Origin of the sequence: Cupriavidus sp. 2SB (genome assembly GCF_005503625.1) — a bacterium.
Lineage (GTDB): Bacteria > Pseudomonadota > Gammaproteobacteria > Burkholderiales > Burkholderiaceae > Cupriavidus.
The window spans coordinates 16,832-31,000 of the sequence record NZ_SCMX01000046.1; the positions used below are offsets into that span (position 1 = coordinate 16,832).

The 14,169-nt window shown below is 63.8% G+C and carries 12 protein-coding genes; 4 read left to right on the top strand and 8 right to left on the bottom strand.

The window, feature by feature from the left end:
* The first annotated feature begins 26 nt into the window (after positions 1–26).
* Positions 27–1,394: an MFS transporter gene (locus FFS21_RS20170; RefSeq protein ID WP_137926563.1), complete on the top strand. Its 1,368-nt coding sequence runs from the start codon at positions 27–29 to the stop codon at positions 1,392–1,394.
* A 349-nt stretch (positions 1,395–1,743) separates the two neighbouring features.
* Complete coding sequence (locus FFS21_RS20175) at positions 1,744–2,214, top strand: adenylyltransferase/cytidyltransferase family protein (RefSeq protein ID WP_137926564.1); 471 nt, start codon at positions 1,744–1,746, stop codon at positions 2,212–2,214.
* A 28-nt stretch (positions 2,215–2,242) separates the two neighbouring features.
* On the opposite strand, the gene FFS21_RS20180 is transcribed toward FFS21_RS20175, so the two are convergent.
* Both FFS21_RS20180 and FFS21_RS20185 read right to left on the bottom strand, forming a co-directional pair.
* Entirely contained in the window at positions 2,243–3,253 is a 1,011-nt protein-coding gene (locus FFS21_RS20180) for a Bug family tripartite tricarboxylate transporter substrate binding protein (RefSeq protein WP_137926565.1), read from the bottom strand.
* A gap of 53 nt (positions 3,254–3,306) precedes the next feature.
* Positions 3,307–4,488, bottom strand: coding sequence for a M20 aminoacylase family protein (locus FFS21_RS20185; protein WP_137926566.1), 1,182 nt, complete (start codon positions 4,486–4,488; stop codon positions 3,307–3,309).
* 164 nt (positions 4,489–4,652) lie between these two features.
* On the opposite strand from FFS21_RS20185, the gene FFS21_RS20190 reads away from it, so the two are divergent.
* Complete coding sequence (locus tag FFS21_RS20190) at positions 4,653–5,576, top strand: LysR family transcriptional regulator (protein ID WP_137926567.1); 924 nt, start codon at positions 4,653–4,655, stop codon at positions 5,574–5,576.
* 22 nt (positions 5,577–5,598) lie between these two features.
* Here FFS21_RS20190 and FFS21_RS20195 read toward each other — a convergent pair whose 3' ends face one another.
* The 5 genes from FFS21_RS20195 to FFS21_RS20215 form a co-directional block, all read right to left on the bottom strand.
* Complete coding sequence (locus FFS21_RS20195; protein WP_137926568.1) at positions 5,599–7,101, bottom strand: tripartite tricarboxylate transporter permease; 1,503 nt, start codon at positions 7,099–7,101, stop codon at positions 5,599–5,601.
* Between the two features lie 10 nt (positions 7,102–7,111).
* Positions 7,112–7,573 (bottom strand): tripartite tricarboxylate transporter TctB family protein, encoded by a 462-nt coding sequence (locus tag FFS21_RS20200; protein WP_137926569.1) that lies wholly within the window; start codon positions 7,571–7,573, stop codon positions 7,112–7,114.
* 272 nt (positions 7,574–7,845) lie between these two features.
* Complete coding sequence (locus FFS21_RS20205; RefSeq protein ID WP_137926570.1) at positions 7,846–8,775, bottom strand: dihydrodipicolinate synthase family protein; 930 nt, start codon at positions 8,773–8,775, stop codon at positions 7,846–7,848.
* A gap of 21 nt (positions 8,776–8,796) precedes the next feature.
* Positions 8,797–10,107, bottom strand: a complete 1,311-nt coding sequence (locus tag FFS21_RS20210) for an MFS transporter (RefSeq protein ID WP_137926571.1) — start codon at positions 10,105–10,107, stop codon at positions 8,797–8,799.
* Between the two features lie 30 nt (positions 10,108–10,137).
* A complete protein-coding gene (locus tag FFS21_RS20215; protein ID WP_137926572.1) occupies positions 10,138–11,880 on the bottom strand; it encodes an IlvD/Edd family dehydratase in 1,743 nt (580 codons plus the stop codon).
* A 224-nt stretch (positions 11,881–12,104) separates the two neighbouring features.
* On the opposite strand from FFS21_RS20215, the gene FFS21_RS20220 reads away from it, so the two are divergent.
* A complete protein-coding gene (locus FFS21_RS20220; protein ID WP_137926573.1) occupies positions 12,105–13,067 on the top strand; it encodes a LysR family transcriptional regulator in 963 nt (320 codons plus the stop codon).
* Positions 13,068–13,116: 49 nt separating this feature from the next.
* On the opposite strand, the gene FFS21_RS20225 is transcribed toward FFS21_RS20220, so the two are convergent.
* Positions 13,117–14,082: a TerC family protein gene (locus FFS21_RS20225; RefSeq protein WP_171020455.1), complete on the bottom strand. Its 966-nt coding sequence runs from the start codon at positions 14,080–14,082 to the stop codon at positions 13,117–13,119.
* Between the last annotated feature and the right edge of the window lie 87 nt (positions 14,083–14,169).

The following is a 14,169-nucleotide window of genomic DNA, read 5'->3' on the forward strand; positions in this document are numbered from 1 at the left end:
CAGACGTCCTTTCCAAGGAGCCCCTCATGCGTCAGATCGACATGTATCGCCTTGCCGACGAGGCAAGATTCAATCGCTTCCACGCGTCGCTGCTGTTCTGGTGTTCGATCATCATCATCTTCGACGGCTACGACCTGGCCGTGGTGGGCATTGCCCTGCCGTCGATCATGAAGGAGATGGGCGTCGATGCCACGCAGGCCGGCTTCATGGTCAGCTCTGCACTGTTCGGCATGATGTTCGGCGCCGTGGTCATGGGCACCATCGCCGACCGCATCGGCCGCCGCCTGACCATCGCCATCTGCGTGGGCCTGTTCAGCGTCTTCACCGCTGCCGCAGGCTTTACCTCCGATCCGGTGAGCTTCAGCATCACGCGCTTTCTGGCGGGGCTCGGTATCGGTGGCGTGATGCCGAACGTGGTGGCGCAGATGACCGAATTCTCGCCCCGCAAGATTCGCGGCACCATGGTCACGCTGATGTTCAGCGGCTACTCAGTGGGCGGCATGCTCGCCGCGCTGCTCGGCAAGGGCTTGATCGAAAGCCACGGCTGGCAATCGGTGTTCCTCGCCGCCGCGTTGCCCGTCATCGTGATTCCCGCTGTACTCCGCTCGATGCCGGAATCCCTGCCCTACCTGATCCGCCGTGGCCGCATCGGTGCCGCGCAAGCCATCCTGCACCGCATGTCGCCGGGCTATGTGCCGCAGGCATCGGACCACTTCGCGCTGCCATCGACGGACACAGCCGCGCGTGCGCCGATCCGCCAGTTGTTCGAGGACGGACGCGGCTTCAGCACGCTGATGTTCTGGGTGGCGTTCTTCATGTGTCTGTTCATGGTCTATGCCCTGAGTTCGTGGCTGGCCAAGCTGATGGCGGGCGCCGGCTACAGCCTCGGCTCGGCCCTGACGTTCGTGCTCGTGCTCAACTTCGGCGCGATGGCGGGCGCAATCGGCGGCGGCTGGCTGGCCGACCGCTTCAACATCAAGTACGTGCTGGTGGGTATGTACGCGCTGGCCGCCGTCTCCATCACGCTGCTGGGCTACGGCATGCCCACGGGTGTGCTGTTCGTGGTGGTGGCATTGGCGGGCGCTTCCACCATTGGCACGCAGATCGTCACGTACGCCTATGCCGGGCAGTTCTATCCGGCCGCGATGCGTGGCACGGGTATCGGCTGGGCATCTGGCGTGGGCCGCAGCGGCGCCATCCTCGCGCCAATCGTGATCGGTGTGCTGGTGGGCATGCAACTGCCGCTGCAGCAGAACTTCATGGCGATGGCCCTGCCGGCCGTGGTCGCCGTGGTGGCGGTGCTGCTGATCGACCATCGCCGGTCGGCGTCGGGCCTCGCGACGGAGCGGGGTGAGCCAGCGGCCACAAAGGTCTCCCGCAAAGCCATCGCCTGACGTGTCCGACCTGTCCACGAATGTGGACATCTCATCGCGACAAGCGTGGCATGAGCGCCGCAGGCACGTCTTCGCTATCGCTGTGCGTCCCGGATTCGCATGATGGTTTGGCGCGAGACCGGACATGCTGGCGCTGGAATTGTGGCGTGACGAGGCATCCGTTACGTAACACGTAACGCCATCCGCCCTGCTGGCGCTCACGCCCGGATCGAGGAGAGCGACCCGCCAAGCCTTGCCCAGCAAGGCTTGGCGCAAACAAACACCGGTTTGAAGCGGCGCTGCCCGCCGTGGCACGGTCGTTGCGCTATTCGTGATACCGGCATCCGCCCCTTCATCACGACACCGCGCCATGACCATTCACACGTCCGATCACCGGTCCGCCCTGCGGCCCAGCCGTGCTGTCATCACCTATGGCACGTTCGACCTGTTCCATATCGGCCATGTCAGGTTGCTCGAACGCGTCAGGCAAATGGGAACCACGGTCATCGTCGCCGTATCGACGGACGAGTTTGCCGCCGAGAAAGGCGAGCGGACCGTGGTCAGCTACGCGCACCGTGCGGAGATCGTGCGGAATTTCAAGGGCGTGGATTTCGTGATTCCCGAGACGAGCTGGGACCAGAAGGCCAAGGACATCGCGGCCTACGATATCGACACGCTGGTCATGGGAATCAGGTGGCGCGGCCAGCTCCGGCACCTGAACGACCTGTGCGACATCCAGTATCTGCAGGAAGAACGCGGCGTCTCGGAAGACATCCTCACGGTACGTGACTCTCGTCACTTCCACGCCGCCACGCTCTCCCTGGCCATCAGCATGCATTAAATCGGCTGATGTTGCCGCCACGCAGGTGTCAGGCGGCGTTCGTCTGCCGGCCTACGCTGCGGATCAGTTGCGTGACCCGGTTCATATAGCCGTCGAACGCCTGGTTCGCCTGCGCCTGCGAAGTGATCGGCGACGCAACGGTGCGGCCTTCCGCCTCCAGCTTTGCGCGAATCTCCGGATTTGCCAGGGCTTCACCAATCGCCTTGCGCAGGACGGCCACACGATCCTCGGGCGTGCCGCGCTTCACAAAATATCCTCCGCTGATCGCATACTCGAAGTCGGGCACCTGCTTGCTCTGGGAGATCAGCGGGATATGCTTGAGCTGCGTCGGCACCACCTTCGAGAAACAGGTCAGGAGCTTGAGCCGGCCCTGCCCTGCCATGGCGTCGAAGCTCGTCTGGTACGGCAGGATCGCAAAATCCACCTCGCCACCTGCCAGCCCCTGCAGCGCCGGGGCGCCGCCCTTGTAGGGCACATGCAGAAACGGCGCGCCGATGCGTGCGCCCAGTGCATCGCCCATCAGGTGATACATGGAATCGACACCCACGGTGGCGTAGGTCATCGGCTTGCCCTTGTTCTGTTTGGCGAGGTCGAGGAACTTGTCGAACGTGTCGGCGGCCAGGCCATTGCGTACCATCAGGACGATCAGGGTTTCGCTGATCGGCGCGGCCAGAGAGAAATCCTGCGGCTTGTAGCGTGCGGCGGGATTCAGCATCGGCGCCAGGAACACCTCGTTGATCGAGCCGTGGAAGAACGTGTAGCCATCGGCGGGCGCGGACAACACCTTGTTTGCGCCGATCAAACCCGTGCCGCCCCCGTAGTTCTCCACCACCACCTGCTGCTTGACGCTGCGGCCGATCGATTCCCCGAAGATCCGTGCGGACGTGTCACTGGCACCGCCCGCCGGATACGGCACCACCAGTGCCAGCGGACGACTGGGGAACACGTCTGCGGCCCACGCGGGCAAGCCAGCGAGCATCGATGCGCCGGCCGTCAGGCCTGCGTGTTGGAGGAAGCGGCGGCGTGGCTGCGATGTCATGGTTGTCTCCTTGTTGTCTTCTGGATCAAGCGGCTCGGATCAGGCGGTTTGTATCAGGCGAGGTAGCGCGTGGCCAGCGCGGCCCAGAACGCCGCACCGATGGGCAGGGCGCGGTCATTGAAGTCGTACAGCGGGTTGTGAACCATGCAGCCGCCATCCTCCCCGAGACCATTCCCCAGGCGCACGTAGGCCCCCGGTCGGTGCTCCAGCATGTACGCAAAATCCTCGCTGCCCATCACTGGCCCACGTGCGACGACGTTGTCCGCGCCCAGCAGGTCGATCGCCACCTCCCGCGCCCGCGCGGTCTGGGCTTCGTGATTGACCAGCACCGGGTACATGCGCTCATATTGCACATCCGCCTTCAACTGGAAGCTCTGCGCCTGCGCCAGGATGAACGCGTGCAAACGGTTCTCCACATGGTTGCGCACCTGCGGATCGAGGGCCCGGATGCCGATCTTGATCGTCGCGCTCTCTGGCACCACGTTGTAGGTTGCACCTGCCTGGATCGAGCCGACCGTAATGACTGCGGACTTGAGCGCGTCAACCTCGCGACTCACGATGGATTGCAGGCCGAGCACCATGCTGGCGGCGCCCTGCATCACGTCGATGCCGTGGTGCGGCATGGCGCCGTGCGCGGAGCGGCCGGTCAGCGTCACGGTGGCACGATCGAAGGAGGCCATCGCGGGGCCGGCGATCATGCCGATCTGGCCGACGGGCAAGCCCGGCGCGTTATGCAAGGCGTAGATCTCATCGCACGGAAACAGCTCGAAAAGCCCCTCCTGCACCATGCGCAGCGCCCCGCCTTCGTTTTCTTCGGCAGGCTGGAAGATCAGGTTGAGCGTGCCGTTGAAGTCCGCCGATTCCGCCAGGTAACGCGCGGCACACAGCAGAATGGCCGTGTGGCCATCGTGCCCACAGGCGTGCATCTTGCCGGGCAATGTGCTGGCGTAGTCGAGGCCAGTCTTCTCCTGGATCGGCAGCGCATCCATGTCGGCACGAATGCCCAGCGTCCTGCTGCCGCTTCCTTTCTTCAACGTCCCCACCACACCCGTCGTGCCGAGGCCCCGATGGACCTTGTAGCCCCAGGCGGCCAATTGCTCCGCCACGAGATCGCTGGTGCGGCGCTCCTCGAACGCCAGTTCCGGATGGGCGTGGATCTGATGGCGAATCGCCACGAATTCGGGCGCAATCGTCTGGATGAACTTCTGCAGCGCGGCGCTGGAGTCTGGTGTCATGGTGTTGTGGGCGTCGACAGGGATAAGGCATTATCTGCAGACTCGACCGTGGCATCCATGACAACTCATGGTCGTGATTGTTGTATAACCTGCAACGTTTGGAACCGCAGTCAACACCGCAGTCAACACCGCAGTCATCACCGCAATCAAAGCGCCGGAAACCTATGGAAGACGTACTGGACCGCAAGCGGGCGCTGTGCCTGCTGCAGATCATCGAGACGGGATCGGTGCGCGGCGCGGCGGACGCGCTATCTGTCGATCCGTCCATGGTCAGCCGGGCCGTGGCCCGGCTCGAACAGGACACAGGGCTTACCCTGCTGGAGCGTCGCGGCCGTGGCGTGGTCGTCACTGACGCAGGCCGCATGCTGGCCCTGTTCGCGCGCCGCCAGCAAGACCTGCACGAGACGTTCCTGGCGGAGATGGATAGCCTGAAGAATGCGCAGCAAGGTCACATCGAACTGGTATTCGGCGAAGGCTTTGTCGATATGGTGCTGGAGCCGGTATTGAGCGATTTCATGCGCGACCGGCCAGGCGTCACGTACAACCTGCGGGTTGCCGGCACGGAGGATTCGGTGCGCTGGCTTGTTGAAGACATGGCGCATATCGGTCTGGTGTTTCAGCCGCCCAACGATGACCGCTTGCGGTCCCACTACTCCCGGCTGTCTCCGATCCGCGTCTACGTCCGCCGCGACCATCCGCTGGCCAAGCGCCGCAAAGCGCTGACGCTGGCGGAGTTGGCGCCGCATCAGGGTGCCGCGCTCGTGGGATCGTTCGGTGTGCGCAAGCACGTCCAGGCGGCGGAACTGGACGAGCACGTGACGCTGAGACCCATGGTGGAAACGAACTCGTTCCGCGTCTTGTGGGAATTCGCGGCGCTGGGCCTTGGCTACATCATGACGCCGCGCTCCGTGCCACTGAAGGGTACGCAGTTTGCCGATCTCGTACCGATCGCGCTGGCCAATCCCATCCTGAACAACAGCCGCATCCACGTGGTCACGCGCGCCGGACGTCCGCTCTCGCCCGTTGCCAAGAGCATGCTCGCGCACGTGGTCAGGAAATTGCCGGCGGCATTGGGGCCGGGCACCTGACGGCACCCGACCCGACACAGCCCTACTCTTCCTGGAAAGCCTCCTCGCGCTTCGCCTTGATCGACGGCAGCGCCACCACCGCAACCAGCGCGAGTGCTGCCACCAGCAACCCCAGCGAGAGCGGGCGCGAGACGAACACCGAGAAATCTCCACGCGACAGCAACAACGTGCGGCGGAAGTTCTCCTCCATCATCGGGCCGAGCACGAAGCCGAGCAGCAACGGCGCAGGTTCGCAGCGCAACTTCAGGAACAGGTAGCCCACCATGCCGCAGGCGGCTGCCACGAAGACGTCGAACACGGTGTTGTTGACCGAGTAGACACCGATGCTGCAGAACACCAGGATCGCCGGATACAGAAAGCGATAGGGCACCGTCAACAGCTTCACCCAGATGCCGATCAGCGGCAGGTTCAGCACCACCAGCATGAAGTTGCCGATCCACATCGAAGCGATCAGGCCCCAGAACAGCGACGGGTTGCTGGTCATCACCTGCGGACCCGGCTGGATGTTGTGAATCGTCATGGCACCCACCATCAGCGCCATCACGGCGTTAGGCGGAATGCCCAGCGTGAGCAGCGGAATGAAGGAGGTCTGCGCGGCCGCGTTGTTGGCGGACTCGGGACCGGCCACGCCTTCCACGGCACCCTTGCCGAATTCGTGCGAATACTTCGACGTCTTCTTTTCCAGCGAATACGCCGCGAACGATGCCAGCGACGCGCCACCGCCGGGCAGGATGCCGAGCGCCGAACCCAGCATCGTGCCACGCAGGATGGCCGGAATCATGCGCCGGAAGTCTTCCCGCGTGGGGAACAGTCCGGTCACCCTGTCCGTGAACGTCTCGCGTGTCTCCTTCTGCTCCAGGTTGGCGATGATCTCCGCGAAACCGAACAGGCCCATCGCCAGCGCGGTGATGCTGATACCGTCGGTCAGTTCGGGCACGTCGAACGAGAATCGTGCCGCGCCCGAATTGACATCGGTGCCCACCAGGCCAAGCAACAGGCCCAGCACGATCATGGCCACCGCCTTGACCAGTGACCCCGACGCCAGCACCACCGCCCCGATCAGCCCGAGCACCATCAGCGAGAAGTACTCGGCTGGCCCGAACTTGAAAGCCAGTTCGGACAGCGGCGTGGCAAACGCCGCAAGGATCAGCGTGGCGACGCTGCCAGCAAAGAACGATCCGATGCCAGCCGTTGCCAACGCCACACCCGCACGACCGCGACGAGCCATCTGGTAGCCGTCGAGCGTGGTACAGACCGACGAGGATTCGCCCGGCAGGTTGACGAGAATCGCGGTCGTGGAGCCGCCATACTGCGCGCCGTAGTAAATACCGGCCAGCATGATCAGCGCTGCCACCGGCGGCAGCGTGTATGTCACCGGCAGCAACATGGCGATGGTGGCCAGCGGCCCCAGGCCCGGCAGCACGCCAATCAGCGTGCCGAGCACGCAGCCGAGAAAAGCGTAAGCGAGATTCTGCAGCGATAGCGCCGTGGAGAACCCCAGCGACAAATGGCTCAACAGTTCCATCGTGGGTCTCCTAGTTGGCGAGGAATGCCGGCCATACCGGCATCTGCAGGTTGATGCCATACACGAATGCGAACGTGCTGATGATCACCAGCACCACCGCGTTCAATATCGCGCCCTTCCAGCTGAACTCGTGACTGGCCATCGACGACACCAGCACAAGCACCAGCACCGACAGCACCATGCCGAGCGGCTTGAGGATCAATCCGAACAGCACCACCGATCCCAGCACCCACAACAGCGTCTTGATATCCCAACGCGCCATGCGATCCGCTTCGGCCTTGACCGACACCGATCCAACCGCCACCACGACACCCAGCAGCGCAAGCACGATGCCCAGCCAGAACGGGAAATAGCCTGGCCCCATGCGCGCCGCCGTCCCCATCGTGTAACCGCGCGCGACCCATGAAAAAGCGAGTCCCACCGCGATAAACATCAGTCCGGACAAGAAGTCCGTCTGCCTCCGAATTTGCATATCTTCGTCCCCGTATCCGTATCCATATGTCCGGCAGAAATGCCTGCCGCGCCCCTTGCGCACCGACCTCTGCTGGCGGCTTTGATGCACGGGAGAGCGTGACAATACATCATGTCGTGATGTATTTGGGCAAAGCTAGGGGAAATCCCGGACGAATCCGCAGAGGGTGGAGCCAGGTGATTGGCGTGCCTATAAAGACAACACCCCGGAAGACCGTGATCTTCCGGGGTGTTGCAGCCTAGGCCGATGGGGCGATGCGACTCAGCCCAGGATCAGCCACCCCAGCGCAGCACAAGCGGATCGAGCCGTCGCGCAATCGCGAGCAGTTCCTTGCGGGTTTCAGGGTGCATGGCCGGCATGGGATGGCGCGGTGCTTCGCACGCAATCACGCCACCTTCCTTCATGAGCGCCTTCGCGGTCAGGATGCCCCCCTGGCGGTTCTCATGATTGATCAAGGGGAGCCATCGCTGGTACAGCGTAAAGGCCAGTTCGGCGTCGCCATTCCGATGGGCGTTCAGGATCGGCCGGATACCGTCCGGGAAGCCGCCGCCGGTCATCGCGCCGGTCGCCCCTGCTTCGAGATCGGCCAGCAGCGTAATGGCCTCCTCGCCGTCCCATGGACCTTCCACTGCATCGCCACCCAGGCGGATCAACTCCCGCAGCTTGTTGGCCGCCCCCGGCGTTTCGATCTTGAAATACGACACCTGCCCGATCTCGCGCGCCATGCGTGCCAGGAACGGCGCCGACAGCACCGTGCCACTGGCTGGCGCGTCCTGGATCATGATCGGGATGTCGATTGCGTCCGACAGCCGCGCATAGAAGTCGTAGATGCCGGCTTCCGGCACACGGAACGTGGCACCGTGGTAAGGCGGCATCACCATGACCATCGCTGCGCCCATTCGCTGGGCGTGCAGGCTACGCTCGATGCAAATGCGCGTAGCGTAGTGCGTGGTCGTGACGATCACCGGCACGCGCCCGGCCACGTGTTCAAGCACCGTGCGAGTCAGCACCTCGCGTTCGTCGTCGGTGACAGCGAACTGCTCCGAGAAATTGGCCAGGATGCACAGGCCGTCCGACCCCGCATCGATCATGAAGTCGACCGCGCGCTTCTGACTCTCGAGGTCGAGCTCACCCGCTTCGTCGAACGTGGTGGGCACCACAGGGAAGATGCCGCGATAGCGCGGGTTCTGCAGGTTGGGCATGGCGGTTCCTTCAGATGGCGTTCAGGTGGCGGTGTGCGGCGCAGGCGCCGCGGCCGGGCGCGGTTCCAGCGCGGCGCGTACCACAAAGGTCATGACGACCGCGAACAACAGCATCGCGGCGAGGAAGTAGAGGCCGGCGGCCAGGCTGCCCGTGGCGTCCTTGATCACGCCGATACCGAACGGGCCCAGGTAGCCGCCCAGGTTCGCCAGCGAGTTGATCGTGGCAATGCCCACCGCCGCGCTGGCCCCGGTCAGGAACTGGCCCGGCAGCGCCCAGACCACGGCCTGGATCGAATAGATCGAGAATGCGGTCAGGCAGATGAACAGGAATTGCAGCGCTGGCGTTTGCACCCAGGCGCTGGCCGCCATGGTGACCGCCGCTGCCGCCGAGACCACCACGATATGCCAGTAGCGCTCACCCTTGCGGTCGGAATGGCGCGGCACCAGGTAGAGCCCCGCCACGGCGAACAGGTAGGGGATTGCCGACAACCAGCCTGTGGTCACGTCGCTGACGCCGAATTGCTTGATGATCGTCGGCAGCCACAGCGACAGCCCGTAGATACTCAGCGGGAAAGGCAGGAACAGCAGCGACAGCAACAGCACGCGCTTGTCCTTGAGCGCAGCCAGCGGGTTGCCGTGCGACTTCAGCCCGAAAGTCTTCTGGTCGGCTCCCAGTTCGCGCTCGATCCATGCCCGGTCTCCCGCCGCCAGCCACTTCGCGTCGGCGGGAGACTCCGGGATCAACCGCAGCGTAGGAACGCAGAGCAGTACGGCAGGAAGACCGCTGATGACAAACAGCGTCTGCCAGTTCGACAGCCCGAACAGGCCCGGCGTCGACAGCACCCAGCCGGCGATGGGGCCGGTAATGATCAGCGCGATGGGTTGCGCCAGCACCAGCAATCCGATGATGCGTGCGCGGTGCCGCATCGGGAACCACTTGGTCAGGAAGTACAGAATGCCCGGATACAGCCCCGCCTCCGCCGCACCCAGCAGGAATCGCAGCACGTAGAACGTGGTGGCGTTGTGGATCAGCGCCATCAGCATCGTGATGACGCCCCAGGTGAACAGGATGCGCGCAAACCAGCGGCGCGCACCGAAGCGCTCCAGGGCCAGGTTGCTCGGCACCTCGCACAGGAAGTAGCCGACGAAAAACAGTCCGGCGCCCAGCCCGTAGGCGGCATCGCTGATGCCAGCCGCCGCGTTCATGTGCAGCTTGGCAAAGCCCACCACCGAACGGTCGATATAGGCCACCACGTAAATCAACGCCAGGAACGGTATCAACTTGCGCGTCAGCATCGCGATGATGCGCGACTCTTCCGATTGATTGCTCATCGTTGTCTCCTCGTCTTGTTTTTGGTTTGTTCAGTGGGAATGGCGCGGCACGTCAGCGCCGCGGCAACCTACCAGGAAGTCGAGATCGCAGCCCTCGTCGGCCTGCAGGACGTGCTGCACATAGAGCCGTTGGTAGCCGCCCTGCCCGGCCCGTCCATCGGGACCCGGCGGCTGGAATCCCTCCATACGGTCTGCCAGTTCCTCCTGCGTGATGTCGAGGTGCAGCGTGCCGGCGTCGCAGTCGAGTTCGATCCAGTCGCCATCGCGCACGGCAGCCAGCGGGCCACCGGCCGCGGCCTCGGGCGCTACGTGCAGCACCACGGTGCCGTAGGCGGTGCCGCTCATGCGCGCATCGGAGATCCGCACCATGTCCTTGACGCCCTGGCGCAACAGCTTGGGTGGCAGGCCCATGTTGCCCACCTCGGCCATGCCGGGATAGCCCTTGGGTCCGCAGTTCTTCATCACGAGTATCGAGTCGGCATCGACATCGAGCGACTCATCGACGATGCGCGCCTTGTAGTGCTCCAGGTTCTCGAACACCACGGCGCGGCCACGGTGCTTCAGCAGTTCAGGCGTGGCGGCCGACGGCTTGAGTACCGCACCGCGTGGCGCCAGGTTGCCGCGCAGCACGCGGATGCCGCCATCGGCAATCAGCGGTTGGTCGAGCGGGCGGATGACCTCGTCATTGAAATTGGGCGCCTCGCGGACGTTGTCCCACAGCGAGCGGCCATTGACGGTCAGCGCATCCGGATTCGGCAGCAGCCCCGCTTCGCCCAGCCGGCGCAGCACCGCAGGCAATCCGCCCGCGTAGTAGAACTCCTCCATCAGGAAACGGCCGGACGGTTGCAGATCGACAATGGTCGGCGTATCGCGGCCAATGCGGGTCCAGTCCTCCAGTTCCAGCGGCACGCCCATGCGGCCCGCGATGGCCTTCAGGTGGATCACGGCGTTGGTAGAACCTCCGATGGCCGCGTTGGTGCGGATCGCGTTCTCGAACGCTTCGCGCGTCAGTACTTTGGACAGGCACAGCCCTTCCAGCGCCATCTCGACGATGCGGATACCGGACATGTGCGCCAGCACGTAGCGGCGTGCGTCCACCGCCGGAATTGCCGCGTTGTGCGGCAGCGTGACGCCTAACGCCTCGGCCATGCAGGCCATGGTGGATGCGGTGCCCATGGTGTTGCAGGTGCCAGCCGAACGCGACATGCCGGCTTCGGCCGACAAGAAGTGATGCAGGTCGATCTCGCCGGCCTTGAGCGATTCATGCAACTGCCAGACCGCCGTGCCTGAGCCGATGTCCTTGCCGTCGAGCTTGCCGTTGAGCATCGGTCCCCCGCTGACCACGATGGCCGGGACATCGCAGCTTGCCGCGCCCATCAGCAGCGCCGGCGTGGTCTTGTCGCAACCGGCCAGCAGCACCACGGCATCGACGGGGTTGCCCCGGATGGCTTCCTCGACGTCCATCGCCGCCAGGTTGCGCGTGAGCATCGCCGTGGGACGCAGGTTCGATTCGCCGCTCGAAAACACCGGAAATTCCACCGGGAAACCGCCCGCCTCGTAGACGCCGCGCTTCACGTGTTCGGCAATTTTCCGGAAGTGCGCGTTACAGGGTGTCAGTTCCGACCACGTATTGCAGATGCCAATGATCGGCCGGCCATCGAACTCGTGATTGGGAATTCCCTGGTTCTTCATCCAGCTTCGGTACATGAAGCCGTTCTTGTCGGCGGTGCCGAACCAGTGGGTGGAGCGGAGCTTGGGTTTCGAATCCGGCATGAGGGTTCCTGAATACGGCGGACGCATGCGGCGAGGCGGGACACGAGGCCGGCGTCGGGCATGACATCGGGTTGGGGCAATGAAGGGCGTCTCCCGCCCGGGGTGCGCGAGTGGCGCGGGCGATTGTTGTTTTCGAATGAGCGGCAGTCTACGCACCTATCGGATATGCTTCCAATGAAAAAGCACGCCGCTGCGATACCGATTCACGCATTGGTAATAACCCTATGCCCACCGCTCCCCCGTGGTACATCCGCGCCCGTCTCAAGACACGGCAGTTGCTGTTGCTCGTGGCGTTGGCCGAAGAAGGCAACATCCACCGCGCCGCTGCCGTGCTGAACATGACCCAGCCGGCGGCATCTAAGCTGCTTCGTGAACTCGAGGAAATGCTGGGCGTTCCGCTGTTCGAACGCTTGCCACGCGGGATGCGGCCAACACGCTATGGCGACGCCATGATCCGTCATGCGCGCGCGGTGGTCGGCAGCCTGGATCAGGCGCAGGAGGAGGTCATGGCGCTGCAGGCCGGGCGGCTCGGCCACGTGGCCGTTGGCGCGATCACCTCGCCTGGCGTCACGCTACTGCCACCGGCCGTGGCAATGCTCAAGCGGGAAAGCCCCGGCCTGCGCATATCGCTGGAAATCGAGAACAGCAACGTACTGCTTGAACGGCTGGCACAGGAGAAGCTCGACCTCGTGGTGGCACGCCTGTTCGCCGAGCATGACAAGCTGCACCTGCGCTACGAGCCACTGGCCGCCGAGCCTGTCTGCGTGGTGGTACGCCGCGATCATCCGCTGCTGCGCGCGGCGGCGCTGTCGCTGGCCGATCTCGAACGCGCGGGCTGGATCGTCCCGCCAGCAGGCAGCGTGCTGCGCCACCGCTTCGACCTGATGTTCCAGCGCGCCAGCCTGATTCCACCCACCAATGTCGTGGAAACTGCCGCGCTGTTGTTCGTGACGCAGATGATCGAGTCCAGCGACATGCTGGGCGTGCTGGCCGCCGATGTCGCCGCGTACTACGCCAGGCACGGCATGGTGGCAATCCTGCCGCTCGACGTGCCTTGCCACATGGATGATTTCGGCATCATCACGCGCACTGACCGGCTGCTGTCTCCGGCCGCCGAGCAGATGGCCGAAGCACTGCGGACCGTATCGAGTGCGATATACGGCGACGCGGAGAGCGCCAGACATTGAATACGGTGACGCCTCGATACGGTGGAGCGTGGGATACGCGCTTCGTCCTTCATGAAACGCGCTCGCGAAGCCTGCGCGGCGAGAACTTGAGACTCAGCAGCACGGATAGCAGGATCACCGTACCGACAATGGCGAGCGACCATTGCACGGGCATATGAAACCACGGGGCAGCCAACATCTTGCCGCCGATGAAGATCAGCACCAGGGCGAGCCCGTACTTGAGAAGGTGAAAGCGCAGCGACATGTCTGCCAGCAGGAAATAGAGTGCACGCAACCCCATGATGGCAAAGATGTTGGAGGTGAAGACGATGAAGGGGTCGGTGGTGACCGCAAAGATTGCCGGGATGCTGTCCACGGCGAAGACCAGGTCGCTGGCCTCGATCATGATCAACACCAGGAACATCGGCGTGGCCCAACGCATACCGTCGATCCGCACAAAGAACTTGTCGTTGTGAAATGCAGTTGTGATGCGCATGTGGCGGCGCAGCCAGCGCAATAGCGGATTCCTCTCCAGGTCAGGCTGTTTCTCCGCAAATACAAGCATCTTGATGCCGGTGATCACCAGAAAGACACCGAAGACATACAGGACCCAGGCGAATTCGCTGACGAGCCATACACCGGCCAGGATCATGCCCGCACGCATCACGATGGCGCCGAGTACGCCGTAGAGCAGCACCCGCCGCTGCAATTCGGGGGGCACCGCAAAGAAGCTGAAGATCATGACGAAGACAAACATGTTGTCGATCGACAGCGACTGTTCGATCAGGTAGCCGGTGATGAACTCCAGTGCCTTACTGTTGGCGATGTCGCGGCTGGCATGCGTGTCGAGATACCACCAGAGCAGACCGGCAAACGTGCCCGCCATCGTCATCCATGCCACGACCCAGATGCCCGCTTCCCTGACCGAGACGCGATGCGCCTTGTTGCCACCGAAAACGAACAGGTCCAGCGCCAACATCGTCAGCACGAACACCACGAAGCCAGCCCACATCGGACCGGTAGCGAACGATTCCATCATCATGATTGCGTGGGCAAGGGATGCCGGCCGTACGTCCGATTTGCAGCGGCCGGCAGATTGGCGATCCAGAATCCGGCGCGGAAG